The organism is Acinetobacter sp. YH01025 (assembly GCF_013420185.1).
GTDB classification, from domain to species: domain Bacteria; phylum Pseudomonadota; class Gammaproteobacteria; order Pseudomonadales; family Moraxellaceae; genus Acinetobacter; species Acinetobacter indicus.
The window spans coordinates 143,919-167,868 of record NZ_VOYR01000007.1 but is presented as its reverse complement, the minus strand read 5'-3'; the positions used below and the strand labels follow the sequence as shown (position 1 = coordinate 167,868).

Here is a 23,950-nt window from a genome sequence, read left to right as displayed (position 1 = left end):
ACAATAGCAAGAGTGAACCACCTGATCCCTTCCCGAACTCAGAAGTGAAACCTCTTAGCGCTGATGGTAGTGTGGGGTTACCCATGTGAGAGTAAGTCATCGCCAGCTCATTAATTCAAAATCCCCCTAGCTTAAACAGCAGGGGGATTTTTTTATGCAGAAAATTTGTGTGCTTAAGAAAGCAAAATAAAACTTATGTCTAATGAGAATAATATATAAAACTTTAATTATTAATAGGATTGTAGACTAATGTTCAATTCTTATTTTCTGTAAATTGTGTGAAAGTTGCACCATCTACTCCACTAGCAAAGTGTGGATGAAGAAGGCTCGAAATGAGGGTCTTCATTATGGGTTGCTATGGAAGTTCACTGAAACACAGACTCACAGGAGGTGAGGAATGACACATCAAACTATTAACGTAAATGATGTCATTGATCACGCAAAATTTAAACCATTTCATTTTAATGTAGTGGCATGGTGTCTACTGATCATTTTATTTGATGGTTATGATTTAGCCATTAATGGTGTGGTATTGCCTTTATTAATGGACGAGTGGGGCTTAAGTGCGGTGCAAGCCGGTATGCTGGCCAGTACTGCATTGGCAGGGATGATGTTCGGTGCCATGATTTTCGGCTCATTGGCCGACAAAATTGGCCGTAAAAAAGTCATCATGATCTGTATTGTGTTATTCAGTGGTCTGACCTTCGCTGGCGGTTTTGCTTCTAACCCAACAGAATTCGGTATTTTGCGCTTCCTGGCCGGTTTAGGGATTGGTGGGGTGATGCCTAACCTGGTGGCTTTAACCTCTGAATATGCGCCAAAGAACATGCGTAGTACGCTGGTAACCACCATGTTTAGTGGTTATGCAGTGGGTGGGGTGATGGCAGCATTATTGGGTGCCTGGTTAACCCCAAGCTTTGGCTGGGAAATCATGTTCTTCATTGCCGGTATTCCCCTGTTGCTATTACCGATTATCTGGAAATTCCTGCCTGAATCGCTGATGTTTATTGTGAAAGAGAACAAGCAGGAACAGGCGCGTCCAATCATGGCCCGCTTGGCCCCAGAAGTGCAGATCAGCAATGAAACCAAATTTGAACTGCATCAGGTTGATGTGCCGGAAGCAGCCAACGTGGTGAGCCTATTCAAACGTGGCCGTGCGTTAAACACCTTATTGTTCTGGTTAGCGTTCTTTACCTGCTTGCTGACCATGTACGCCTTAAGCAGCTGGTTGCCGAAACTGATGATGGCGGCAGGCTATTCAATGGACAATAGTCTGATGTTCATGATGGTGATGAACGTGGGTGCCGTGGTTGGTATTGTCGGCGGTGGTATTCTGGCTGACCGTTTCCATCTGAAACCGGTACTGATGTTCCTGGGGATTATGGGCGCGATTGTGATGAGTCTGATGGGCTTCCAGTCAAACCAGTTCTTGCTGTACATTCTGGTATTCCTGGCGGGTGCAGCGTCAATCGGTTCACAAATGTTGCTGTATAGTTATGTGGCGCAATACTATCCACTGGCAGTACGTTCAACCGGAATTGGCTGGTCATCTGCAATTGGCCGTATGGGTGCGATTGTTGGACCAATCCTGATTGGTGGCTTACTCGGTATGAACCTGCCAGCACACTTCAACTTTATTGCTGTCGGTTTACCGGTATTGATTACCGCAATTGCCGTAGCGCTAATCATGAGTGAAGATGAAGCAGAACAGATTAAAGCAGGCAAAGCGGCGATTGCCAAAGCCTAATTGGTATTAAATGAAAAAAGCCTCCATAGATTGGGGGCTTTTTTTATGGCATTAAGAAAACAAAAACCACAGATAAAAAGAAACCCCATCATCCTGACGGGGTTTCTTCGTATTTCGTGCTTTAGGTATAACTCCTGTCGTACCTCACGATCCTGGTGCGCAAACTAATTATTGTTGTTTTCCGTTTGGGAAACGTCCTGTTTCCTGATGAATTTAGAATACGAAAATTCTGGGTTTGCTCCTAGCCTCAATTGTCTTCATTCGGTGTAAGCCAAAACGGACAAAGTCCGGCAGGTTACGCAAGTGTTCTTGGTCAAAACTGGCTTTGGGCTACAATCAAAGTATTGTCTGTTCTGTTTTAGGAAATGTCATGGCAAAACTACAACAATATTTGACCTGGCCTGCGGCATTGCTCATCGCAGGATTAACCACCGGATGTAATGCCCAGACCGAGCCTGCCAATTCAGCGAAAGCCGCCCAAAGCAGTGAAACTAGCAAGACCAGCCAGTCTTATCAGCTGGAACGGGTGGCGCGCTTACAGGAACCGTGGGCGATGGCTGAGCTGCCCGATGGCCGCTTGTTAATTACTGAAAAGCGTGGACGACTCAAATTGTTTAACCCGAGCAATAAACTGCTGCTTGAGGTTAAAGGTGTCCCCAAAGTTGCCTATGGCGGGCAGGGCGGTTTGGGTGATGTCGCGCTGCATCCACAGTTTGCCCAGAATCGCTGGGTCTATTTAAGTTATGTGGAAGCCGGCACAGGCGGTTATGGCGCGGTGGTGGCGCGTGCCGAGCTGGATTTAAAAGATGCGGCTCAGCCACAATTGAAAAATGTACAGCAGATCTGGGTCCAAGTGCCGAAAGTTCCGGGGCAGGGGCATTATGCCCACCGGCTGTTATTTGATCAGGCCGGCTATTTGTGGGTCAGTTCGGGAGAGCGACAAAAGTTTGACCCGGCACAGGACCTGAATTCCAATTTAGGGAAAATCTTACGTTTAAATGCAGATGGCAGCGCTGCGCCAGATAATCCGTTCCGTGCTCAGGGCCAGATTGCGGCACAGGTATGGAGTCTGGGGCATCGGAATCCCTTAGGTATGGCATTTGACCCGGCGGGGCAGCTGTGGGTAATTGAGATGGGACCCAAAGGCGGAGATGAGCTGAACCGGATTGAAAAAGGCGCCAATTATGGCTATCCGATTGTGTCCAATGGCGATCATTATAGTGGTCAGCCAATTCCGGATCATGCGACCCGGCCAGAATTTAAAGCGCCAGAACTGGACTGGACCCCGGTCATTTCACCTTCGAGTCTAATCTTTTACCGTGGCGATCAGTTTCCACAGTGGAAAAATAAGGCCATTGCCGGAGGATTGTCGTCGCAGGCGATTATTGTGATTGATACCCAGGCTCAACCGGTACGTGAAGTACAACGGCTGGACATGAAACAGCGTATTCGCGGGGTGATTGAAGCGCGTGACGGTCATTTATGGGTGATTGAAGATGGCAAAGGCGCCAGCTTGCTGAAAATGACAGCCAAATAATGAATTCGTAGATAATAAAAAGCCCCGACGTCCTGTCGGGGCTTTTTAGATTCAGTTCTCAGATATCACTCCTGTTATATCTGTGCGTGCATCCTGCATGCGGCTTATGATTATTGTTTTATGCAACGAGACCTCCTGTCCCAGTATGGTTTTAATATACGTCAGGCGATCAGAACCAACCAGCCGCAAAACCCGACAAGTACTGTACGCTCAGGCGTACAACAGCAATTGATTTAAAATAGCGCATCATCTACAAGAACCAGAACATAAAGGACTGAAATAAAAGAAGCCCGAACATCCTGTCCGGGCTTCTCTGGATTCATTATTCCGGTATAACTCCTGTCGTACCGATCAGCATCCTGCTGTTGTTGCTTTTATTGTTATTGTTTTGATTTAAGAGACCTCCTGTCTCTGTATGTAGGTACTATAAAATGAAAGCGCGCCGCACCCTAGTCGCAGTTCACCACAGCTGCTGTAAGAAAATGCTTACAGGGCTGCTGCCATTATGAGCTGACATATTGAATCAGCTTGTCGACTATCTGTTTCAGAGTCTTGTCATCAAATTCATTCGGTTCAAAGCTTTCGCTACGGTTACGGCTAAAAATATCGCGGATTTCCACCACTGCATTGCTGTCAATCAGTCCCAGCTGGGTGCCGACCTGACGGATCTGGTCAATCGAGCGTGATCCATTGGTGGCACCATAGCCGATATAAGCCGCCGGTTTGCCTTGCCACTCTTTGCCCAGATAATCCAACGCATTTTTCAAGGCCGGGCTATAGCCATGGTTATATTCGGGGCTGATAAAAATAAAGGCATCGCCCTGGGCAATTTTGTCGGCCCATTCCTGTTGACGCGGCTGGTCATAAATACCGCTTAGCGGCGGATTCGGACCGGCAAACAGGGGTAAATTCCATTCTTTTAAATCGACCAGCTCGGTCTGCACGGTACTAAAGTTATAGCTTTTAATGGCCTGCTGTACCCAGTGTGCGACTTTAATGGCGGTACGTCCCTCGCGTACACTGCCAACAATAATCTGAATATTCATGTTTTATCCTGTGTTGTTTTTGCTGTAGGGATCAAATTAACGTGAATTGCGTTAGCCTGAATAGAGTCAGTTTGTATCTGCCTCATGAAAATGGCATAAAAAAAAGCTCCCGAAGGAGCTTTTCAAAAATGTGGAACTTTTATTTCAGTTGAATGCCTTGCTGGCCCGCTGGGGTGACTTTAAAGATTTCCACTTCAAAGGTAATGTCTTTACCGGCCAGTGGATGGTTAAAGTCGACTTCGGTGATGTCATCATTGACCGATTTGACCACGCCATACAGGCTTTGTTTGGCCTTATCTTCAAACTCGATCATGTGGCCTTCAACCGGACGCTGTTCAAACTTGACGGTGTCAAAGGTTTGGACATTTTCCGGGTTCCATGGACCAAAAGCCTCTTCTGGTGGCAGGCTCACGGTACGACGGTCACCAGCACGCAAGCCAAACAGGGCTTTTTCAAAACCCGGTAACAGGCTGCTATCGCCCATCACCAGACTGACCGGTTCGGCACGGCTACGGGTATTGTCAATTTCCGGGCCGCTTTCAATGGCCACAGAAAAATGAAGTTCAACTTTAGAACCCGCTTCAATACGGGTGTCTTCGTTCGGATTGATAAATTCAGTCATGTTGCGCCTGCGCACGTTGAATACGGTGTTTTTCCAGGAAAAACGTATCAATAAGAAGCAAGATGGTGCCTAAGGTAATGGCACTATCTGCAATATTAAAGGCAGGGAAGTGGCTGTTGTTGTAGTAAACATGAATAAAGTCGACCACATAGCCCAAAGCGACCCGATCAATCAGGTTACCAATGGCCCCGCCCAGAATCAGGGCAATGGCCAGCGGTAATACCAGCATGTTCTTTGGCATACGCATCAGCCAGAACACAAAGATCACGGAGACCAAACCTGCCAGTGAGGTGAAGAAATAGCGTTGCCAGCCACCCGCATCGGACAAGAAACTAAAGGCTGCGCCATAGTTATGCAGTAACGTCCAATTTAAAAAGGGCAGCACAGGCACCGGATCTGCATAATTCAGATGGGTGACTGCAATCCATTTGGTCCATTGATCCAGAATAATCGCCACAATAGACAGTCCGATCCACCACAAATTGTGCGGATAGAACTGGAATAAGCCCTTTTTCGGTTGTGGATTAGGCATATTTTCTCTCTTCGCCTTGGCCTGTCGGGAGGTTAATAATACAACGACCACATAAACCTGGATGTGCAGGATGTGTATTCACATCTGGCAGGACGTGCCAGCAGCGTACACATTTCTCGCCATCTGCGGCAGAGACTTTCACGTTCAGACCGTCAAGATCAGAAGCTTCGCCTTGTGCTGCATCAAACTCATTCACAATCACCTGAGAAGTAATCAGGACAAAACGCAGTTCATCGCCCAGTTTATCCAGCACCGCTTTCAGCTCGGCATTGGCCCACAGCTCCACTTTGGCAGACAGGTTAGAACCGACAGTTTTTGCAGTACGCGCCGCTTCAATAAACTTGTTCACGGCAGATTTTACGGCAATTAAAGTCTGCCATTCGCTTTCAGCCAGCACGTTGGCTTCAGAGGCCACCGGCAGCTCATACCATTCAGCGGTGAATACATATTTCTCTGACTGCTCAGGAATCAGTGGCCACGCTTCTTGGGCAGTGAAGCTCAGGATTGGCGCCATCCAGCGTACAAAGGCCTGTACCAGGTGATACAACGCAGTTTGCGCGGAATGACGCGCTTGCGAGTCCGCTTTGGTGGTGTACTGACGGTCTTTGATGATGTCGAGGTAGAAACCACCCAAGTCATTAATACAGAAGTTGGTCAAGGCGCTGGTGACGATATGGAAGTTCATATCTTCATAGGCTTTCTTGATGGTTTCTTGTACTTCAGACGCACGTTGCAGGATGTATTGATCCAGCGCAATCAGCTGATCCACCGGCAGGGCATCAGTCGATGGTTTAAAGCCGTTTAAATTGGCCAGCAAGAAACGCAGCGTGTTACGAATACGGCGGTAACCGTCTGAGGCACGGCTAAAGATTTCTTTACCGGCGGTCATTTCATAACGGTAATCCGCAGAGGCAATCCAGAAACGTAAGCCGTCTGCACCCATGTCTTTAATGATGTCTTGCGGGGTAATGATATTCCCGAGTGACTTCGACATTTTGCGGCCTTTTTCATCGACCACGAAACCATGCGTTAACAAGCCTTTGTATGGCGCACGTTCATTGATCGCAATCGAGGTCAGCAGTGAAGACTGGAACCAGCCACGGTGCTGATCCGAACCTTCAAGGTACAGATCGGCCGGATCTTGCAGCTCTTCACGTTCACGCAGCACGGCATAGTGGGTTGTACCCGAGTCAAACCAGACGTCTAAGGTGTCACGTACGGCGTTGTAGTGTTCAGCATCATCACCAATGAAGTCTTTGGCTTCACGGTTATACCAGCCATCAATACCTTCCTGTTCGATCAGTTTAGCCACTTCTTCGATCAGTTCAGGGGTACGTGGATGCAGTTCGTTGGTGTCTTTATGCACGAAGAATGGAATTGGCACGCCCCAGGTACGCTGACGCGAAATACACCAGTCCGGACGACCTTCGATCATTGCCTGAATCCGGTTTTTACCCCAATCTGGCACGAAGCTGATCTCGTTTTCAATTGCATTCAGGGCGCCTTGGCGTAAACCTTTGGCATCCATGCTGATAAACCATTGTGGTGTGGCACGGAAGATAATCGGGGTTTTATGACGCCAGCAGTGCGGATAGCTATGCTTGATTGGATGATGTGCCCACAATTTGTTGGCTTCGCCCAGCGCGGCAATAATTTGCGGATTGGCTTTATAAATATGTTCACCAGCAAAAATTGGCGCAGTCGGTAAATAGACACCGTTGCCGCCCACCGGGTTGTCGACTTTCAGGTTATATTGCAGGCCGACTTTATAGTCGTCTACACCGTGGCCTGGTGCAGTATGCACGGCACCTGTACCGCTGGCATCGGTGACGTGTTCACCCAGAATCACCGGCACTTGACGCTCAGTAATTAACGGATGTTGCAGCACCAGATTTTCCAGTTTGCTACCGGCAAACTCGGCCAGCACTTCAACCGAGCTGAAGCCATAACGCTGGGTCGCAGATTCTACCAGTGTTTTTGCCAGAATAAAGTTTTGCTCGGCCTGTTCTTCACCACGCGCCTTGACCAGTTGATATTCAAGTTCGGCATGTAATGCCACGGCTTGGTTGGCTGGCAGGGTCCATGGGGTGGTGGTCCAGATCACGATATCGGTTGAGTCTTTAACGTCAACACCCAAACGTGCAGACAAATCAGCTAAGTCAACCACTGTAAAACCGACGTCAATTGCATCGGATTTTTTATCTTCATATTCAACTTCAGCTTCTGCCAGCGCTGAACCACAGTCCAGACACCAGTTCACTGGCTTCAGGCCTGGCTCGATATGACCGGCTTTGGCAATGGCACCCAGAGAACGGACAATATCTGCTTCCTGCTTGAAGTTCATGGTCAGGTATGGGTTGTTCCAGTCGCCGAACACGCCCATACGGATAAAGTCTTTCTTTTGTAGTTCGACCTGGGTGTAGGCATATTCACGGCAGGCTTTACGGAAGGTCGAAGCATCAACTTTGACGCCGACTTTGCCAACTTTTTCTTCAACTTTCAGTTCAATTGGAAGACCGTGACAGTCCCAGCCTGGCACATATGGCGCGTCAAAACCGTCCATGACACGACTTTTAATGATGATGTCTTTCAGGACCTTGTTGACCGCGTGACCAAGGTGGATTTGACCATTGGCATACGGAGGGCCGTCATGAAGCACATATTTTTTCTTGCCGATACGCGATGCACGAATCTGCTGATAAATGTCATCGGCATACCACTCTTCTAACCATTTCGCTTCACGTACTGCGAGGTTTGCTTTCATTGCAAAGTCAGTACCTGGGAGGTTCAGTGTGGCTTTATAGTCCACTGCATTTTCAGGAGTTTGCTTATCGCTCATGCAAGTTGTCTTCCAATTTAATCAGCCATTTGACTGACACGTTTTACAGTAAAAATGTGAGTTATTCAAAAGGGAATTTTGGGGTGCTGCGGCGAAACTCAAGCAGTTTCTCCACATCATCATCAATTCCAGCTTTTAAGGCTTCAAGCGAAGGATAGTCCTTTTCGCCATGTAAATAGTTTAAGAACGTCACCCGCATTAACAGGCCATACAGATTAGCAGAAACCTCGGGGAAATGTACTTCTAATCTCCATTCCGGATGGTCCTGTTTGATGGCTGGTCGGGTGCCGACATGACCGGCGCCAAACAGCGCGGTCGGGTCATAGCCGGCAATTCCCGGCTGGTTCGGATTCTCTGCCTGAACTTTGGCTTGTAAGGATTCAGTTTCACAGAGCACTTCCACGCCATAAATCCCGTTCAGGCAGGGTTTATGCCGGTTCAGACGGACATTAATGGTTGGAAAATCAATGGTCCGGCCAATCTGGTCGCCGTATTGTACCCGGCCAGTAATGCTATACGGGCGCCCCAGCAATTTGGCTGCCAGCGCTAAATTGCCGGCCTGCAAGGTCTGACGGATCCGGGTCGAGCTGACCCGTTCACCATCGGCCAGAATAGTGTTTAAGTTGGTGACCTGAAAGCCGTATTGCTGCAAAAACTCGCTATTGCCCTGACGGTTTTTGCCAAAATGGAAGTCATCACCCAGCACCAGACTGTGGGCATTGAGTTTATATTTGAGTATGTCGGCAAAGGCTTCGGCGCTTAAGCTGCGGAAATAATTATCAAATTTGGCGACTGCAATATAGTCTACACCCAGCTCGGTTAAGTATTCGACTTTTTCTCTTAAGGAGCTGATGCGTGGCGGCGCTTCATAGCCTTTAAAAAATTCCAGCGGCTGTGGCTCGAAAATCATCACCAGGGTTTTCAGCTGCTGGGCTGCTGCCAGCTGTTTTAGCTGGGCAATCATGGCCTGATGTCCCAAATGCACGCCGTCAAAATTACCGATGGTAACGGCAGTTTTTTCCAGTTGAAAATCAGGCGCTAAAGCATTCAGACGGAGGAGCTGCATGGGCAAAGAATGACGTTATACATTAAGAAAGGCTATATATTGCCATATTCTCACACATTCGTCTTGTTGTTCTGTTTTTATGCAAAATTTTTCTTGCTCATTTTTGACCGGTGCCACAGCACTGGCGGGTTTTTATCAGGAGCGAATGAAAATGGAAACGCGTAGCCAGTACTGAAAAGCTGCATAGATATGAAAAAAAGTGGAGTCGTTGGAAGACCTGTCATTTCAGGGATAGCTTTTATTTTTCTGCCTTTTGCTTTCTAATGTGGCTCCCAGCAACTGCGGTAGAGAAGCAATAATGTCGGATCTGGCCTTAATTATGGCATTGCCGAGTGAATCCAAAGGTCTGTTTGAACAGGCTGGCATCGAGGTGCATTATAGTGGTATTGGCAAGATTAATGCTGCCTTTAAAGCCTTTGAGGTAATTCAGAAAACTGGCTGTAAAACCCTGTTAAATTTAGGTACGGCCGGCAGCTCCTATTTTAATGCGCATGAGCTGGTGGAAGTGACCCAGTTTGTACAGCGTGATATGGATGTATCACCGTTGGGTTTTCAGGTCGGAGTGACGCCCATGGATGACGATCATCCGGCGGAAATTCATTTGCCGCAGCATTTTTCCCATTTACCGGCTGGTATTTGTGGCACCGGTGACAGCTTTGAAACTGGTACACCGAAAGTGGCCTGTAATCTGGTGGATATGGAAGGCTATGCGCTGGCCAAAGTCTGTAAAAAACTGGATGTACGGCTGATTTCCGTCAAATATATTACCGATGGCGCCAACGATACGGCACATCTGGACTGGGAAGAAAATCTGTTGCTGGGGGCGAAAAAATTATTGTCGTTATATCAGCAGAGTGGTTTTTAGTTCGGCGACCATAGCAAACTATGGTCGTATGCCAAAATCATGCTCAATCGTCGATTGATTCTGAGGGAGGTGCGGTATTCAGTTCTGGACGCGGCACAATACCATAAAGCATCAGATGCACGGTATGCTGGATAATGCGCTGCTGCATGCTGCGGTTGCGCAGGGTTTTGCCGGTGACCATTTCCATTTGCGTCGCGAAGTCTGCATAGTTCTGGGTCAGGGCCCAAATATTCAGAATCAGCAGTTCAGGGTCAATATCTTTGGAGATTTTGCCTTGTTCCTGCCAGTTGCTGATGACTTTGGCTTTACGCTTGACCAGTTTTTTCAGCGGACCTTTCAGGATGTCCAGAATATGCGGGGCACCCTGAATCACTTCCAGCGCAAACAGGCGTGAAGCTTTTGGCTGGGTGCGAGACACTTCAATCTTTTGCAATAAGTAGTTGGTGATCGCTTCTTCAGGTTCAAGCTCGGCTTCCAGCATTTGCAGTGGCGCCAGCCATTTCTGTAATACAGTGGTCAGCACTTCTACATATAACGCTTCTTTATTTTCATAGTAATAGAAAATATTCGACTTATGCATTTCTGCAATCTGAGCGATTTCATCTAAGCTCGCCCCATTAAAACCGTATAAGGAAAATACGTCGAGTGCTGCGTTCAGCAACTGATGTCGTTTTTGAGTACTCTTTTTTTGTTCCATTAGCAATTAAAAAACAATGAAAAGGGGGAATCACGAATTGTACGTCAAATCATCAGTTTTGTGCATCCTCGTCTATTGCAAATTATGATAAATGCAGCAGAATTTTGTAGATTAACTAATAATTTCCCTAGGATTGTTAAATTTAATCCCTATAAAGCACACTTTTTGAGTCTGGTAAAAAATATAACTGAAGGCTTGATTTCAAAGATTTTTTATTCTTTTATTTTAAATCAAAATATAAGACATAGTTTATAGAAATAATCCTGCATCTATTCGGGCCTATGTCACAAAAGTTTCATAAACCGAGATGAAGTTTTACCCTTAAATTGAGCCGGAATTTAAGGGTAAAGCTGCGGGGGCAGGCTCAGACCAAAATTAATCCTCATGTGGCCAAGACTGCATCTAGCACCTGCTGCTCCAGTTCGGCAAAGGCAATACTTTTTTGCCGCGGGCGCGGTAAATTGACCTGAAAGGTTTTGGCAATATGACCACGATCGAGCAGAATAATCCGGTCGGCCAGCTGTACCGCTTCACTGACATCATGGGTGACTAAAATGGCAGTAAAGCCCTGTTCGGTCCAGAGCCGTTCAATCAGCTTCTGCATTTCCAGACGGGTCAGGGCATCCAGTGCACCTAAAGGTTCATCCAGCAATAAAATCCGCGGTTGATGCGACAGGGCACGTACCAACGCGGTACGTTGTCGTTGACCGCCAGACAGTTGCGAGGGCCATAGCCCGGCTTTGTCTTTCAGACCGACTTTTTCCAGCAGGGCGCTGGCATGTGCGTACTGGTCTTTGCCCAGACCAAGCTGTACATTCTGCTCGATGCTGCGCCATGGCAGCAGACGCGGGTCCTGAAACATCACCCGGATATCATCCGAGGTAATGCCTTCGCGGATATGCCGTGCCGACTTAAATTTGATTTCGCCGTAGCTTGGTTTTTCCAGATCGGCAATTAAACGCAGCAGGGTGCTTTTGCCACAGCCACTGCGTCCGACAATGGCCAGAAATTCGCCCGGCTGAATATGCAGATCCAGGTCTTGCAGCACCTTCACCGAACCATAAAACTTGTGTAACTGTTCAATCAGGATTTCCGCACCTGCCACCGCCTGCGGCTGAATATCCGGATTGCTGCGCAGTTTCGAACTGCTGTGCTCGGCATGCAAGCCGGCAATTAAATTACTCATCTTCGCTTACTCCTTATTTCTGGTAGCCGGCATGCCAGCGCAGTAAATAGCGTTCCAAAGCCACAGCCAGCACATCGGCCAGTTTACCCAGCAGGGCATACAGCAGGATGCCGACCAGCACGATATCGGTCTGTAAAAACTCACGCGCGTTCATAGTCATATAGCCAATCCCGGATTGGGCGGAGATGGTTTCGGCGACAATTAGCAGCACCCAGACCAGACCTAAAGAAAAGCGCAGACCGACCAGAATTGAAGGCATTGCACCCGGCAAGATAATTTCCTTATACAGTTGCCAGCGGCTCAGGCCGTAGCTTTTGCCCATTTCAATCAGCTGTGGATCGACCGAGCGAATGCCATGATAGGTATTAATGTAAATGGGAAAGAACACGCCAATCGCAACCAGAAATAATTTGGCTGTTTCATCAATCCCGAACCAGAGAATCACCAGCGGAATCAGCGCCAAAGCCGGAATATTACGAATCATCTGCAAGGTGGTATCCAGCAGGGTCGAGGCGGTTTTGGAGGAGCCATTTAACAGGCCAAGCAGCAGGCCCAAACCACCGCCAATCAACAAGCCGAGGAGGGCACGTCCGGCACTGACCTGAACGTGCTGCCACAGCTCGCCACTGACCAGTAAGCCCCAGAAGGCACTAACCACTGCCGTTGGTGCCGGTAAAATCCGGCTTTCCAGCAGGCCGGTACTTGAGGCCAGTTGCCAGAAAGCAATCAGTAATAATGGCACCAGCCAGGGCAGCATCCGCTGCCCAAATGATGTTCCACGTGAAACTTTGGCCTCTGCCAGCTGCTCCAGGGAAATGGTTTTACTCATCAGGCCGGCTCCTTCAGCTGTTTGCTCGCCTGGCTGTCTGCGGCGACATAGTTATTCGCAACAATTTCCCCAAAAGGACCGGTCAAATTCGGTTGTGCCAGTTTCTTGCGGGTTTCCAGCGGCAACAGCGGGAACACCAGTTCGGCAAAACGGATGGATTCTTCCAGATGCGGATAGCCGGAGAAAATAAAGGTGCTAATACCCAGGTCGGCATATTCCTGAATACGGGCCGCCACTGTTTCAGGGTCACCGACCAGTGCCGTACCGGCTCCACCACGTACCAGGCCTACGCCTGCCCACAGATTTGGGGAGACTTCCAGTTTGCTGCGATCGCCATTGTGCAGTTCAGCCATACGGCGCTGACCGACGGAATCCATCGCTTTAAACTTGGCCTGTGCTGCGGCAATGGTGGCATCATCGACATACTGGATCAGCGCGTTGGCTGCTTGCCAGGCTTCTTTATTGGTTTCACGTACAATCACATGCAGACGGATGCCATAGTTTAGACTGCGGCCTTTGGCCGCGGCTTTGGCACGTACCGTTTCAATTTTTTCTTTTACTGCTGCCGGCGGTTCGCCCCAGGTTAAATAGGTGTCGACCTGATCGGTGGCCAGCTCAATGGCTGCATCGGAAGAGCCACCAAACCAGAGCGGTGGATATGGTTGCTGGACTGGTGGATAGAGCAGCTTGGCTTCATCGACCTGTAAACGTTCGCCGTGGAAGCTGAACGATTCACCTGTATGCGAGCGGGTTAAAATTTCACGCCAGATGGTGGTGTATTCCGCAGCCGTTTGATAACGCGTGGCATGATCTTCATAGACACCATCACCTTTCAGTTCCTGTTCATCACCGCCCGTGACCAGATTCAGTAACACCCGGCCGCCAGATAAACGGTCAAACGTCGCCGCCATACGCGCTGCTAAGGCTGGTGTGGTCACGCCTGGACGCAAGGCCACCAGAAATTTCAGGTTCTGGGTCGCATCAATTAAACTGGCTGCAGTAATCCACGGATCTTCGCAAGAACGGCCGGTTGGAATCAGCACACCTTCATAACCTAAATTGTCCACTGCCACTGCAATCTGTTTCATATAGGCATGATCGACCTGACGGCCACCTTTGCTGGTACCTAAATAGCGGCTGTCACCATGGGTGGGAATAAACCAGAAAATTTTCATATTATCGTCCTTTATTTCAATGGGATTACTCGGTCATCAATCTGCAGTTGGAGCCGTCCAGACAATCGGCTGGACCTCAATCGGTTTTGGAATCAGCTTGAGCTGATAGAACTGGTCAGCAATTTTCTGCTGGGCCTGAATGACCGTCGGGTTTAAGCGTTGAATCGGTGACGGTTTCAGGCGGCGGTCAAAGGCGTTTTTGGCGACCGCCGGGTCCAGGCCGGTATTTTTCTGATAAATTTCTAGGGCCTGAGACTGGTGTTTAACAATCCACTGATCTGCGGCATTCAGGGCCGCCAGAAAGCCGGTGGTGGCCTGTGGATGTGCGGCAATAAATTTGGGATTGGCCACATAAAACGAATAGGTCTGGTCAAAATCACCGGTCTTGATCAGCGGGCGGGCCTGTCCATGCAGTTCAGCCGCAGACAGGAACGGGTCCCAGATGGCCCAGGCATCAATCGACTGCTTGTCAAAGGCAGCACGTGCATCGGCCGGTGGCAGCCAGATTGGCTGAATATCTGACCAGTTCAAGTTGGCTTTGGCCAGCACTTTGGCCAGAAATTCATGGGCATTGGAGCCTTTTTGCAGGGCAATACGTTTGCCTTTTAAATCCTGCAGGGTCTGTATGGCACTTTGCTGCGGCACCACTAAGGCCAGCGAATGGTCGGCATAGACTTCATAGCCGACATAGTTCAGCTCCTTGCCAGCCGCCTGGGCAAAAATGGGCGGGGTATTCCCCACTGAACCATAATCGACTGCGCCAACGGCCAGGGCTTCCAGCATTTGGGGTCCGGCCGGAAATTCTTTCCATTCAATTTTGGCTCGTGGGAACTGCTGTTCCAGCAGTTTTTCATCACGTGCCACCAGTAAATTTAAGGAAGATTTCTGGTAGCCAATAGAAATGGTTTTCACCGCCTGTTCAGTTGAGTTGTTGTCTGTTACCGCCTTGTGGGCTTCCGGTTTCTGGCAGCCGCTGAGACCCAGTCCCAGCGTGGAAATGCCCAGCAGCGCCCAGGTTGTTAATTTACGCATCTTTTATTCCTCATTCTTGTTGTGTCGACTGCGTATTCAGCAGGGCCGCCTGAATCTGAATTTGCTGTGGAATCAGCTTTTGCTGATAAAAGGCATCAGCTACATATTGCTGTTCTTTGGCCACGTCACTGGAGATGGCCTGCACGCCAAAGCCCATACGGGAAATTGAAGTTTTTAAGACCTCGACATCCAGGCCGGTCGGTTTTTGCAGCAGTTGAGCCGCTTCATCCTGATGCTGGGCCACCCATTGCGTGGTGCTGTTCAAGCTTTGCACCACGGTGTCTAAAACCTGCGGATGCTGCTCGGCAAACTGACGATCCGCCAGATAGAACTGATGGTTGCTGACCAGATTTTCGCCGGTGGCAATGACCCGGGCGCCAATCTGGTGTTCGGCTGCGGCAAAGAACGGATCCCAGATCACCCAGGCATCCACCGAACCACGTTCAAAGGCTGCGCGGGCATCGGATGGGGGTAAATACACCACTTGAATATCGTGCAGGCTAAGCTGGTTGGCTGCTAACAGCTTCAGCAGCAGATAATGCACATTGGAGCCTTTGTTCAGAGCAATGCGTTTGCCTTTTAAATCCTGCACCGACTGAATGGCCGAATCTTTAGGCACAATTAAGGCCTCAGCTAGCGGCGCTTTAGGCTGGTTGGCCACATAGACCAGTTTGGAATTGGCTGCCTGCGCAAAAATGGGCGGTGCTTCGCCGGCTTCACCAAAGGCCACACTGCCGACATTTAAACCTTCCAATAATTGCGGACCGGCTGGAAATTCTACCCATTTCACCTGTACACCCTGGGCTTTTAGGGCCTGCTCCAGTTCACCACGCTCTTTGACAATCGGTAAAATGCCGTATTTCTGGAAGCCGATATTCAGGGTAATGTTGTCGGCGTCTTTGGGGCTGCTACAGGCAGTCATGGACATGGCACCCGCCACCACGGCAGATAAAATAGCGCTTTGAGTTGAAAAAATACGGCGTAGGCTGCTCATGAAAATACCTGCTCTCGGAAATTAAAAAAATTCAAAAGTGGAGAATGAGAGCTACCTTAAAGATTTTTCTTTTTCGAAAAAAATAACAAATCAGGAATTTCTAATCAGGAAAAAAGATAAATAAAGATGTGCAAATCTTATGCATAAATCTGATTTATAAAATGGATAATCTATTAAAAGTTAAAATATTAAGTAGTTGTATTTAAAATATTTTTATTAAATTGAAGGCGCAGGAATAAGCTTATACTAATTCCTGCTAATACCAGATGCAGCAGAATTGGGCCAGCTGCAGATAAGCATATGCCAAATTGAGCTAAAGCCGGCCTTGAACAGATCAGGTGAGTGACTTTTTACAGACCAGTGAATTACGCTGGTAGTTGTATAAGGCTTGGCGGGCATTGGGTAAGTCATCGACATTGGCCGGCTCAAAGCCCTGTTCCAGAAACCAGTGCGCAGTACGAGTGGTCAGAATAAACAGCTGCTGAATACCAAGGCTACGGGCTTTATCTTCCAGATAATGCAGAATCTGGCTGCCACGATTGGATTTACGATAGGCCGGATGTACCGCCACGCAGGCAATTTCCGCCGAGCGCAGTTCATTGTCGCTGACCGGTAGCGGATACAGCGCCGCACAGGCCAGAATGGTGCCATCACGTTCAATCACCGCAAACTGTTCAATTTCATTTTCCAGCCGTTCCCGCGAACGGTAGACCAGCACACCTTCTTCTTCCAGCGGGCGCAGCAGGCTGATGAGACCGCCGACATCCTGAATATTGGCGGTGCGCACTTCTTCATAATGGGCATCGGTAATCATGGTACCGGCACCATCGCGGGTAAACAGCTCTTCCAGTAGTGCGCCATCAGAGGCATAGGAAATCAGATGTACGCGATTGACGCCCTGAGTGGCAGCATCCTGTGCGCCGCGTAAATGCAGGGCCATTTCCGGCTGGCTGGCCTGATACAGACCAATATAATGATTGAGCTGGGATGGGCGGATTTCACGTTGCAGCTGACCCTGTTCATTCAGTAAACCCTGCTGTTTGCCCAAGAAAATCAGCTTGTCGGCTTGCAGGCGAATTGCGGTTTTGGTGGCGACTTCTTCAGCCAGTAAATTAAACACTTCGCCTGTTGTGGAATAGCCGGTCGGGCCGAGCACGACAATATTATGATTGTCCAGATGACGCTGAATGGCATCGGTATCGACACTGCGCACTTCGCCGGTCAGCTGGAAATCGACTCCATCGCGAATACCATAGGGTTTGGCGGTAATAAAATTACCTGAGACCACATCAATGCGGGCGCCGTACATCGGCGAGTTGGCCAGTCCCATCGACAGCAGGGCTTCAATCTGCAGGCGAATTGAACCGACTGCATTCATGACACAGCTTAACGATTCGCGGGTGGTAATGCGCCGTTGCTGATGAAACGGGGTGTCGATCTGGCTGGCCTGTAAATTCTGGTTAATCTGCGGGCGGGCACCATGCACCAGTACCAGCCGGATACCCAGCGAATGCAGCAGGGCAATATCATGAATAATATGCTGGAAATTGTCATGCAGGACCGCTTCACCATCAAACATCAGCACAAAGGTTTTGTTGCGATGGGCATTGATATAAGGCGCAGAATGTCGAAACCAGTGCACATATTGCAAAGTTGTGCTGTGTGATGTTTCGGTAGAATTCAGGTGCATGCCGGTCTCAATCAAGCAAAAGTCTTATAGCGGATTCTAATCAAAAAATACCGGGGCGTAAGCTGAAAAAATAAAAAAACACCTGAACGGGGTGGTTCAGGTGTAAAGAGGGAAGGGAAAATGAGACGAAACCCTTAGCCCATAATGCGAATAATCCGGTTGGTACGTTCGTTGATCATCACGTAATCGCCATTAATTTTGTACCACTGCTGATAACGGCCGGTGTTTGGTAAACGACGCGCTTCGCGGTCACTGACTTTATAACGGGACTGGTCATAGGCACGCGGTAAGGTCTGGCCCACACGCCAGTCACGGCTTGGATTTACGCGCACAACCGGACGTTTATGATCACGGTCCCAACGGCTGTCCTGATGTTTGTAGTGGGTTGCCGCACGACGGTCATGATCACGATGATCAGGCGCAGCCATGGCTGTAGTAGCCATAAACGCACTTAAAGACAGGGCAATGGTGGTTAATACTTTTTTCATGACGCTCACCTTTGAGTCAAACTGTATATCTCTGGAATACGTCCAAATTAACCAGAAAGTTGAGATAAAGGATGAGAGCAATTGAGATGAATTGTGAAAATCATGAAGAAAAAGCGGAGAGCCTGAAAGCCGGCTAGCATCTGCCCTACAGCCAAAATAGCAGCTTAAAGAATTGCCGATATAAAAAAGCCCAAACCGATGTTTGGGCAACCGAGGAGTGAGACTGAAACGGTTGGAGTGCAGCTTAGAAAGACAGGATTTTAAGAATACTGTGGGTATCGGCATTGACCAGAATATAGTCATTATTGACCTTGTACCACTGCTGCTTGCGGTCCGGTTTAGGCAGGTTATGCTCTTTATATTCGACTTTGTAGCCATTGCCACGATAATGCTGCGGCATCACATAACCGGTTTGCCATTTATGCTGCTGTAAACGCTGATAGCCCCGTTCTTCACGCTGGCGGCGTTTTTCATAAACCTCTTTCGATTCACGATATTCACGATGTTTTTTGCCCTGACCGTGCTGACGTGACTGTTCATAGCCGCGTCCCGGATTGTCAAATTGAGGTGCAGCCGCAGTGATCCCGCTGGCCAGCAACGCACTGAAAGAGATCGCCATAACTGTCACTATCTTTTTCATGTGAAAAAACCTCGTTTATCGTCTTTTATTTCACTGTGTCTTACTGTACGAAAAAAATGCAGAGAAACTGTGAAGAAAGATCGTTAATTCTTTATCGAAAGCAGAGATATTTTGGATATTATGCTGGAAAAGTAACAGACGATGAAAGACTTATCTGTTGTCACGTGAACTGGTTATACAACATTGGGCGCAAAAAGCCTAGCCCGTATTGCCGGGATTCTGCCCGCAGTCAGTTCCATTGCTGGCTTAAGTCCTGCAAGGAGTCGATGGCATGGGCCAGACATTCGGCCTGCTGGCCATCTTCAAGTACAGCCAATAAGCTGGTGGGCAGTTGTAAGTGTTCAATGGAACGGATAATGTCATTTTTACGTTGCTGGTCGGCCATGTGCTGCTCCTTTCATTGATTCATTGCGGTTGAGTAGCAGTATAGGCCGGATGTTTCAATTTGAAAAACCGAATAATTTTATAAAAATGATTTAAAAATACGATTTATGGTCTGGTAGTGTATAAAATTTAGCAGCGCATAAAAAAGGACCCGCAGGTCCTGGATTCAAGCATGTGCTTAGTAGGCATATTTCAGGTCGGTATAGTCGGTCAGTGACTTCTGGATATGCGCCTGAATAAATTCGCGTACATCTTCGGCGCTCATTGGCTGGCCCTGTTTGGTAATCACATGCTCGACCGGGGCTTGGCCATCGACAAGAATCCGGTAGACAAAGTTTTTATAGACGGCATAGTCCTCGGCCTGTTTATAAATACCGGTGATATAGCTGTAGTGATGTTCAAAGTTCAGATCGGTATGCGAAAAGATAAACTGGTCAAACAGTTTCAGGTTTTGCCCGGTCTCGAGTGCCTGTAGTTCATCGAGAATACTGGCTTCAAATTTCATGCCGTATTTTTCAGAAATGGCTTGACCATTAATCAATAAAGACACCATGCCATCTTCATAGGTCGTTACTGTGATATTGCTAAAGTCAGACATGGGCATCTCGGGATAATCAGAAACAGGGCTTTAGTATCGGCAAATTTTGCTGAAATTCAAGCCGACTTAAGCCCAAACCGGTATATTTACGCAAAGTGGGAGCAATTACAGCTTTATGGATGGGCATAAAAAAGGAAGCACAGGGCTTCCTTCATGGATACAGCAAGGGCATTAATCCTGCGCATCAATACTCTGGCCGTTCATGTGCAGACTGTCATCGCCCATTAAATATAAATAGGCTGGCATGATTGATTCCGGTGTCGGCAAGGTTTTCGGGTCTTCATCCGGATAGGCCTTGGCGCGCATGGCGGTGCGGGTCGCGCCCGGATTAATGCAGTTATAACGGATATTCGGATGCACATTTTCCTGGGCAAACAGTTTGCTGACCGCTTCAATGGCAATTTTAGACACCGAATAGGCGCCCCAACGCTCACGTACTTCACGACCGACGCCCGAACTGGCAAATACCACCGAAGCATGTGCCGATTTTTCCAGTAAAGGCAGCAGTTCCTGGGTCATAACAAAGGGTGCACGCAGGTTGACGGCCATCACATCATCCCAGACATCAGCCGGATAATGCACCAGTTCGGTCCGTTCACCCAGAATGCCGGCATTGTGCAAAATGCCATCCAGACGGCCAAACTGCTTGTCGAGCGTATCGACCAGCAATTCATAATCACGCGATGACGCACTGGACAGCTGGAGCGGAAGAATGGCTGGCTGCGGCGCGCCTAAACCTTCAATTTCATCATAGATGACTTCCAGTTTATTCAGGGTGCGACCATGCAGGACAACGGTTGCGCCGTGCAGTGCAAAGCTGATCGCGGCTGCACGTCCAATACCGTCGCCCGCACCTGTAATCAGGATCACGCGATCTTTGAGCAGATCAGGGCGAGGTTGATATTCTGAATATTTCATGATCGACCTCCGTTTTTTTGCTGTAATTATGAAGTGATTGAATGTTGTTGTTGCTGTGACAGCATCTGGTGCAAGACCTGATGTAATTCTGTGACATTATTCACTATACAGTCTGCCTGCCAGGCTGTTAAGTCATCTTTGTGTTGTAAGGGTAAATAGCCATAGGCGGCTAAAATGGTGTACATGCTGGCATTGCGTCCGGCATCAATATCACGTGGATGATCGCCGACATAAATACACTGCTGTGGTTCCAGTCCCAGCTGTGCTGCGGCCAGATACATCGGTTCCGGATCGGGTTTGGTCTTGCTGACATCTTCCGGGCAGACCAGTACCGCACAGCGTTCGGTCAGGTTCAGGGCTTTTAACAGCGCTTCACTGAGCCAGCGTGGCTTGTTGGTGACAATACCCCAGGGAATTTGCTGCTGTTCCAGCTGCTCTAGCAGTGGATACATGCCTTCAAACAGGTCGGTTTCTACCGCAATATCGGCGCCGTAAAGGTCTAAAAAGCGCTGGCGATGGCCTAAAAAGACCGGGTCTTCCACTTCCAGCTCCGGATACACCAGCTTGACCATGGCGCGTGCGCCTTCAGAGACTTGGGTGCGAATCTGCTCGGCGGCGACAATGTCACAGCCTTTATCGCGGCACATGTCTTGAATAATACGGATAAAGTCGGCCGCGGTATCAATTAAGGTGCCGTCGAGGTCAAATAAAACCGCTTTCATTGGCCACCTTCATTCAGGGTATGCACCATATAGTTGACATCAACATTGGGCGCCAGCCAGTAGCGTTTGGTCAGTGGGTTATAGTGCAAACCGGTCATATCTTTCAGTTTCAGGCCGGCATTGCGAATATCGTGTGCCAGTTCGGACGGCTTGATAAATTTATGATAATCATGCGTGCCTTTGGCCAGCATGCGCAGCACATATTCCGCGCCAATAATCGCAAATAAATAGGCTTTCGGATTACGGTTAATGGTCGAGAAGAACACATGGCCACCCGGTTTGACCAGCTTCTGGCAGGCCTGAATAATTGAGGCCGGATCAGGTACATGCTCCAGCATTTCCATACAGGTCACCACATCGTACTGGCCAGCCTGTTCTTCTGCCAGTTGCTCGACCGGAATCTGGCGATATTCAATATTTTCGACGCCTTCCTGCTGGGCATGTAAACGTGCCACATTCAGCGGCGCCTCGCCCATATCAATCCCGAGTACATCGGCACCACGGCGCGCCATGCTTTCCGAAAGAATGCCGCCGCCACAACCGACATCCAGCACTTTTTTGCCAGCCAGTCCGCCTGAATGTTCATCAATCCAGTTTAAACGGAGCGGGTTAATTTGATGCAAAGGGCGGAACTCAGAATGCTGATCCCACCATATAGCTGCGAATGCTTCAAATTTGGCAATTTCTTGCGGATCAACATTCAGTTGCGACATTGGTGTCACCTCAATCAAGTTATTATGATTTCAAAAAGTCTATGCTGTTTAGTGTAGCGTTTATTCTGGAAAAAGCGATAAAAGCCGTAAAAAAGTTCACAGAAGCAAAACGAAAACGGCATAATTGATTTATAGTGTTCGCATAAGCTAATCATAACGATTTATGAGGACAATAAGTTCAATGAAAAAGTTTCTTTTGGGTAGCCTTGCAACCGCAATGTTTGCAATTTCAGGTGGCGCATGGGCGGCCAATTTTGTTGAAGGCCAAGACTATCGCGTACTGGCCAATCCGGGCAAAGTCGATGTGCCGGGTAAAATTGAAGTCCGTGAATTCTTCTGGTATGGCTGTGGCCACTGCTTTACCTTGGAGCCGCATATGCAAGCCTGGCTGCGTAAGCTGCCAAAAGATGTGAACTTCGTGCGTACTCCGGCTGCCATGAACCAGGTCTGGGAAATGAATGCGCGCGGCTATTATGTGTCGGAAGCACTGGGCGTCCGTAAACGTACCCACTTGCCGTTATTCCATGCCATTCATGACAAAGGCCAGCAGATTTTTGACCAGAAATCCCAGGCCAAATTCTTTGTCAAATACGGTATTCCTGAAGCCAAGTTCAACAGCATGTTTAACTCTTTTGCGATTACCTCTAAAGTGGCACAGGCCAATAAACTGGCGCGCCAATACCAGCTGACCGGTGTGCCGGCAGTGGTGGTTAATGGTAAATATGTGGTGTCGGGCGATAACGGCAAAGTGATTCAGGTGGTGAATTACCTGGTCGATAAAGAACGTAAAGCCAAATAAAAGCCCAACATGATGTTAAAAACCCGCTGTTTAAAGCGGGTTTTTTAGTGCTGCGGTTTCAGGCATTGTGATGCTTGGGCGTTCCCAATGGCTAATACCACGAAACAGCAATTGCACCTGGATAATGGTCTGCTCGGTAAACTGTTGCTGCTGCTGGCTTAGGGCCTCACCTTCAAACTGGCGACTGAGGCCAATCCAGCTCATGGCCCAGTTAAAGGACAGGTTAATTAAAATATTGGCCAGTACTTTAAAATCTTCCGGGTGTTCAAAATGCTGCACGCTTTCTACCCGTTTCAGGTCGTTGGCAAAATCATCAATTAAAAACTCGATTTCCCGGGCAATGGCCTGACGTACCGTGGCCGAGCCGCCCCAACGTTCGGCAATTAGAAAAATCCATTGCTGCGGATGCTGATCGACTGCCTGAAAAAACAGTTCAACGCTGGTCCGGGTTTTGGCATTGGGCAGATATAAATAGGCCTGACCCAGCTGATGCAGAATACTTTTTAAATGCAGCGCCACCTGATCGACCAGTTCTGCGCCGAGTTCATCCATATCCTGAAAATGCCGGTAGAACGCCGTCGGCACCAGCCCGACATGGCGGGAAATTTCCCTTAAGCTGATGCTGCTAAAAGAGCGCTCGGCAGTACTTAAGGTCAGGGCCGCATCTAAAATGGCCTGACGACTTTGCTGCTTACGTTCTTCCCGAATCGACATGTCACATCCCTGATACTGTTTAAAAATTCATCTGTATAGCTATTATAGAGCAGAATCGGTCCGGGCAGCAGCCATGCTGCCGCATTGACTGTGCAGGGCCCGCTTTTCTGTGGCGAG

General features: G+C 48.6%; 24 protein-coding genes and 1 rRNA gene. 5 read left to right on the top strand and 20 right to left on the bottom strand.

Features of this window, described 5'->3' with window-relative positions; translation table 11 throughout:
• The 3 genes from rrf to FTT89_RS09330 form a co-directional block, all read left to right on the top strand.
• Positions 1–108 (top strand): 5S ribosomal RNA (gene rrf, locus FTT89_RS09340); the annotation flags it as partial.
• Between the two features lie 289 nt (positions 109–397).
• On the top strand, positions 398–1,747 hold the full coding sequence (locus FTT89_RS09335) for an aromatic acid/H+ symport family MFS transporter (protein ID WP_016658670.1): 1,350 nt from the start codon (positions 398–400) through the stop codon (positions 1,745–1,747).
• A 370-nt stretch (positions 1,748–2,117) separates the two neighbouring features.
• Positions 2,118–3,284 (top strand): PQQ-dependent sugar dehydrogenase, encoded by a 1,167-nt coding sequence (locus FTT89_RS09330; RefSeq protein WP_005181040.1) that lies wholly within the window; start codon positions 2,118–2,120, stop codon positions 3,282–3,284.
• Positions 3,285–3,787: 503 nt separating this feature from the next.
• On the opposite strand, the gene FTT89_RS09325 is transcribed toward FTT89_RS09330, so the two are convergent.
• From FTT89_RS09325 to ribF, 5 genes are all read right to left on the bottom strand, one after another.
• Positions 3,788–4,330, bottom strand: a complete 543-nt coding sequence (locus FTT89_RS09325) for an NADPH-dependent FMN reductase (protein ID WP_180172849.1) — start codon at positions 4,328–4,330, stop codon at positions 3,788–3,790.
• A 139-nt stretch (positions 4,331–4,469) separates the two neighbouring features.
• Positions 4,470–4,952: a peptidylprolyl isomerase gene (locus FTT89_RS09320; RefSeq protein ID WP_180172848.1), complete on the bottom strand. Its 483-nt coding sequence runs from the start codon at positions 4,950–4,952 to the stop codon at positions 4,470–4,472.
• A complete protein-coding gene (lspA, locus tag FTT89_RS09315; RefSeq protein ID WP_005181030.1) occupies positions 4,945–5,484 on the bottom strand; it encodes a signal peptidase II in 540 nt (179 codons plus the stop codon). Before lspA ends, FTT89_RS09320 begins: the two co-directional genes overlap by 8 nt.
• Complete coding sequence (gene ileS / locus FTT89_RS09310) at positions 5,477–8,323, bottom strand: isoleucine--tRNA ligase (protein ID WP_104472324.1); 2,847 nt, start codon at positions 8,321–8,323, stop codon at positions 5,477–5,479. Before ileS ends, lspA begins: the two co-directional genes overlap by 8 nt.
• A 61-nt stretch (positions 8,324–8,384) precedes the next feature.
• Positions 8,385–9,389 carry a riboflavin biosynthesis protein RibF gene (ribF, locus tag FTT89_RS09305; protein WP_016658673.1) on the bottom strand — a complete coding sequence of 335 codons (1,005 nt, stop codon included), beginning with the start codon at positions 9,387–9,389 and terminating at the stop codon, positions 8,385–8,387.
• Positions 9,390–9,687: 298 nt separating this feature from the next.
• On the opposite strand from ribF, the gene FTT89_RS09300 reads away from it, so the two are divergent.
• Positions 9,688–10,254 (top strand): hypothetical protein, encoded by a 567-nt coding sequence (locus FTT89_RS09300; protein WP_005181021.1) that lies wholly within the window; start codon positions 9,688–9,690, stop codon positions 10,252–10,254.
• A 43-nt stretch (positions 10,255–10,297) separates the two neighbouring features.
• Here FTT89_RS09300 and FTT89_RS09295 read toward each other — a convergent pair whose 3' ends face one another.
• The 14 genes from FTT89_RS09295 to ubiG all read right to left on the bottom strand — a co-directional run bounded on the left by FTT89_RS09295 (position 10,298) and on the right by ubiG (position 22,320).
• On the bottom strand, positions 10,298–10,951 hold the full coding sequence (locus FTT89_RS09295) for a TetR family transcriptional regulator C-terminal domain-containing protein (RefSeq protein ID WP_160240808.1): 654 nt from the start codon (positions 10,949–10,951) through the stop codon (positions 10,298–10,300).
• 382 nt (positions 10,952–11,333) lie between these two features.
• Positions 11,334–12,137 carry an ABC transporter ATP-binding protein gene (locus FTT89_RS09290; RefSeq protein WP_104470575.1) on the bottom strand — a complete coding sequence of 268 codons (804 nt, stop codon included), beginning with the start codon at positions 12,135–12,137 and terminating at the stop codon, positions 11,334–11,336.
• Between the two features lie 13 nt (positions 12,138–12,150).
• Complete coding sequence (gene ssuC / locus FTT89_RS09285; RefSeq protein WP_005181008.1) at positions 12,151–12,966, bottom strand: aliphatic sulfonate ABC transporter permease SsuC; 816 nt, start codon at positions 12,964–12,966, stop codon at positions 12,151–12,153.
• Positions 12,966–14,141 (bottom strand): FMNH2-dependent alkanesulfonate monooxygenase, encoded by a 1,176-nt coding sequence (gene ssuD / locus FTT89_RS09280; RefSeq protein ID WP_016658677.1) that lies wholly within the window; start codon positions 14,139–14,141, stop codon positions 12,966–12,968. Before ssuD ends, ssuC begins: the two co-directional genes overlap by 1 nt.
• 36 nt (positions 14,142–14,177) lie before the next feature.
• A complete protein-coding gene (locus tag FTT89_RS09275; RefSeq protein ID WP_180047370.1) occupies positions 14,178–15,173 on the bottom strand; it encodes an aliphatic sulfonate ABC transporter substrate-binding protein in 996 nt (331 codons plus the stop codon).
• A 10-nt stretch (positions 15,174–15,183) separates the two neighbouring features.
• On the bottom strand, positions 15,184–16,167 hold the full coding sequence (locus FTT89_RS09270; RefSeq protein WP_180047368.1) for a sulfonate ABC transporter substrate-binding protein: 984 nt from the start codon (positions 16,165–16,167) through the stop codon (positions 15,184–15,186).
• Between the two features lie 334 nt (positions 16,168–16,501).
• The gene (gene argA / locus FTT89_RS09265) at positions 16,502–17,857 is read right to left on the bottom strand and encodes an amino-acid N-acetyltransferase (RefSeq protein ID WP_180047366.1); all 1,356 of its coding nucleotides are present in this window, start codon (positions 17,855–17,857) and stop codon (positions 16,502–16,504) included.
• Between the two features lie 134 nt (positions 17,858–17,991).
• The gene (locus FTT89_RS09260) at positions 17,992–18,345 is read right to left on the bottom strand and encodes an RcnB family protein (protein ID WP_005180985.1); all 354 of its coding nucleotides are present in this window, start codon (positions 18,343–18,345) and stop codon (positions 17,992–17,994) included.
• 244 nt (positions 18,346–18,589) lie between these two features.
• On the bottom strand, positions 18,590–18,985 hold the full coding sequence (locus FTT89_RS09255) for an RcnB family protein (protein WP_005180983.1): 396 nt from the start codon (positions 18,983–18,985) through the stop codon (positions 18,590–18,592).
• 229 nt (positions 18,986–19,214) lie between these two features.
• Positions 19,215–19,370: a hypothetical protein gene (locus tag FTT89_RS09250; protein ID WP_180172847.1), complete on the bottom strand. Its 156-nt coding sequence runs from the start codon at positions 19,368–19,370 to the stop codon at positions 19,215–19,217.
• Positions 19,371–19,547: 177 nt separating this feature from the next.
• Positions 19,548–19,967, bottom strand: coding sequence for a hypothetical protein (locus FTT89_RS09245; protein WP_180172846.1), 420 nt, complete (start codon positions 19,965–19,967; stop codon positions 19,548–19,550).
• Between the two features lie 171 nt (positions 19,968–20,138).
• Entirely contained in the window at positions 20,139–20,885 is a 747-nt protein-coding gene (locus tag FTT89_RS09240) for a YciK family oxidoreductase (RefSeq protein ID WP_005180975.1), read from the bottom strand.
• 26 nt (positions 20,886–20,911) lie between these two features.
• Positions 20,912–21,607 carry an HAD family hydrolase gene (locus tag FTT89_RS09235; RefSeq protein ID WP_075167943.1) on the bottom strand — a complete coding sequence of 232 codons (696 nt, stop codon included), beginning with the start codon at positions 21,605–21,607 and terminating at the stop codon, positions 20,912–20,914.
• A complete protein-coding gene (ubiG, locus tag FTT89_RS09230; RefSeq protein ID WP_005180969.1) occupies positions 21,604–22,320 on the bottom strand; it encodes a bifunctional 2-polyprenyl-6-hydroxyphenol methylase/3-demethylubiquinol 3-O-methyltransferase UbiG in 717 nt (238 codons plus the stop codon). The genes FTT89_RS09235 and ubiG overlap by 4 nt, the downstream gene beginning before the upstream one ends.
• Positions 22,321–22,501: 181 nt before the next feature.
• Between ubiG and FTT89_RS09225 the strand changes: the two genes are divergently transcribed.
• Positions 22,502–23,119, top strand: coding sequence for a thiol:disulfide interchange protein DsbA/DsbL (locus FTT89_RS09225; RefSeq protein WP_016658685.1), 618 nt, complete (start codon positions 22,502–22,504; stop codon positions 23,117–23,119).
• A 30-nt stretch (positions 23,120–23,149) separates the two neighbouring features.
• On the opposite strand, the gene FTT89_RS09220 is transcribed toward FTT89_RS09225, so the two are convergent.
• A complete protein-coding gene (locus FTT89_RS09220) occupies positions 23,150–23,833 on the bottom strand; it encodes a TetR family transcriptional regulator (protein ID WP_045796571.1) in 684 nt (227 codons plus the stop codon).
• Between the last annotated feature and the right edge of the window lie 117 nt (positions 23,834–23,950).

Excerpts from the sequence above, each read along its gene's own strand:
- FTT89_RS09335 (WP_016658670.1), top strand. The coding sequence starts at position 398 with ATGACACATCAAACTATTAACGTAAATGATGTCATTGATCACGCAAAA.
- FTT89_RS09330 (WP_005181040.1), top strand. The coding sequence starts at position 2,118 with ATGGCAAAACTACAACAATATTTGACCTGGCCTGCGGCATTGCTCATC.
- FTT89_RS09325 (WP_180172849.1), bottom strand. The coding sequence starts at position 4,330 with ATGAATATTCAGATTATTGTTGGCAGTGTACGCGAGGGACGTACCGCC.
- FTT89_RS09320 (WP_180172848.1), bottom strand. The coding sequence starts at position 4,952 with ATGACTGAATTTATCAATCCGAACGAAGACACCCGTATTGAAGCGGGT.
- lspA (WP_005181030.1), bottom strand. The coding sequence starts at position 5,484 with ATGCCTAATCCACAACCGAAAAAGGGCTTATTCCAGTTCTATCCGCAC.
- ileS (WP_104472324.1), bottom strand. The coding sequence starts at position 8,323 with ATGAGCGATAAGCAAACTCCTGAAAATGCAGTGGACTATAAAGCCACA.
- ribF (WP_016658673.1), bottom strand. The coding sequence starts at position 9,389 with ATGCAGCTCCTCCGTCTGAATGCTTTAGCGCCTGATTTTCAACTGGAA.
- FTT89_RS09300 (WP_005181021.1), top strand. The coding sequence starts at position 9,688 with ATGTCGGATCTGGCCTTAATTATGGCATTGCCGAGTGAATCCAAAGGT.
- FTT89_RS09295 (WP_160240808.1), bottom strand. The coding sequence starts at position 10,951 with ATGGAACAAAAAAAGAGTACTCAAAAACGACATCAGTTGCTGAACGCA.
- FTT89_RS09290 (WP_104470575.1), bottom strand. The coding sequence starts at position 12,137 with ATGAGTAATTTAATTGCCGGCTTGCATGCCGAGCACAGCAGTTCGAAA.
- ssuC (WP_005181008.1), bottom strand. The coding sequence starts at position 12,966 with ATGAGTAAAACCATTTCCCTGGAGCAGCTGGCAGAGGCCAAAGTTTCA.
- ssuD (WP_016658677.1), bottom strand. The coding sequence starts at position 14,141 with ATGAAAATTTTCTGGTTTATTCCCACCCATGGTGACAGCCGCTATTTA.
- FTT89_RS09275 (WP_180047370.1), bottom strand. The coding sequence starts at position 15,173 with ATGCGTAAATTAACAACCTGGGCGCTGCTGGGCATTTCCACGCTGGGA.
- FTT89_RS09270 (WP_180047368.1), bottom strand. The coding sequence starts at position 16,167 with ATGAGCAGCCTACGCCGTATTTTTTCAACTCAAAGCGCTATTTTATCT.
- argA (WP_180047366.1), bottom strand. The coding sequence starts at position 17,857 with ATGCACCTGAATTCTACCGAAACATCACACAGCACAACTTTGCAATAT.
- FTT89_RS09260 (WP_005180985.1), bottom strand. The coding sequence starts at position 18,345 with ATGAAAAAAGTATTAACCACCATTGCCCTGTCTTTAAGTGCGTTTATG.
- FTT89_RS09255 (WP_005180983.1), bottom strand. The coding sequence starts at position 18,985 with ATGAAAAAGATAGTGACAGTTATGGCGATCTCTTTCAGTGCGTTGCTG.
- FTT89_RS09250 (WP_180172847.1), bottom strand. The coding sequence starts at position 19,370 with ATGGCCGACCAGCAACGTAAAAATGACATTATCCGTTCCATTGAACAC.
- FTT89_RS09245 (WP_180172846.1), bottom strand. The coding sequence starts at position 19,967 with ATGTCTGACTTTAGCAATATCACAGTAACGACCTATGAAGATGGCATG.
- FTT89_RS09240 (WP_005180975.1), bottom strand. The coding sequence starts at position 20,885 with ATGAAATATTCAGAATATCAACCTCGCCCTGATCTGCTCAAAGATCGC.
- FTT89_RS09235 (WP_075167943.1), bottom strand. The coding sequence starts at position 21,607 with ATGAAAGCGGTTTTATTTGACCTCGACGGCACCTTAATTGATACCGCG.
- ubiG (WP_005180969.1), bottom strand. The coding sequence starts at position 22,320 with ATGTCGCAACTGAATGTTGATCCGCAAGAAATTGCCAAATTTGAAGCA.
- FTT89_RS09225 (WP_016658685.1), top strand. The coding sequence starts at position 22,502 with ATGAAAAAGTTTCTTTTGGGTAGCCTTGCAACCGCAATGTTTGCAATT.
- FTT89_RS09220 (WP_045796571.1), bottom strand. The coding sequence starts at position 23,833 with ATGTCGATTCGGGAAGAACGTAAGCAGCAAAGTCGTCAGGCCATTTTA.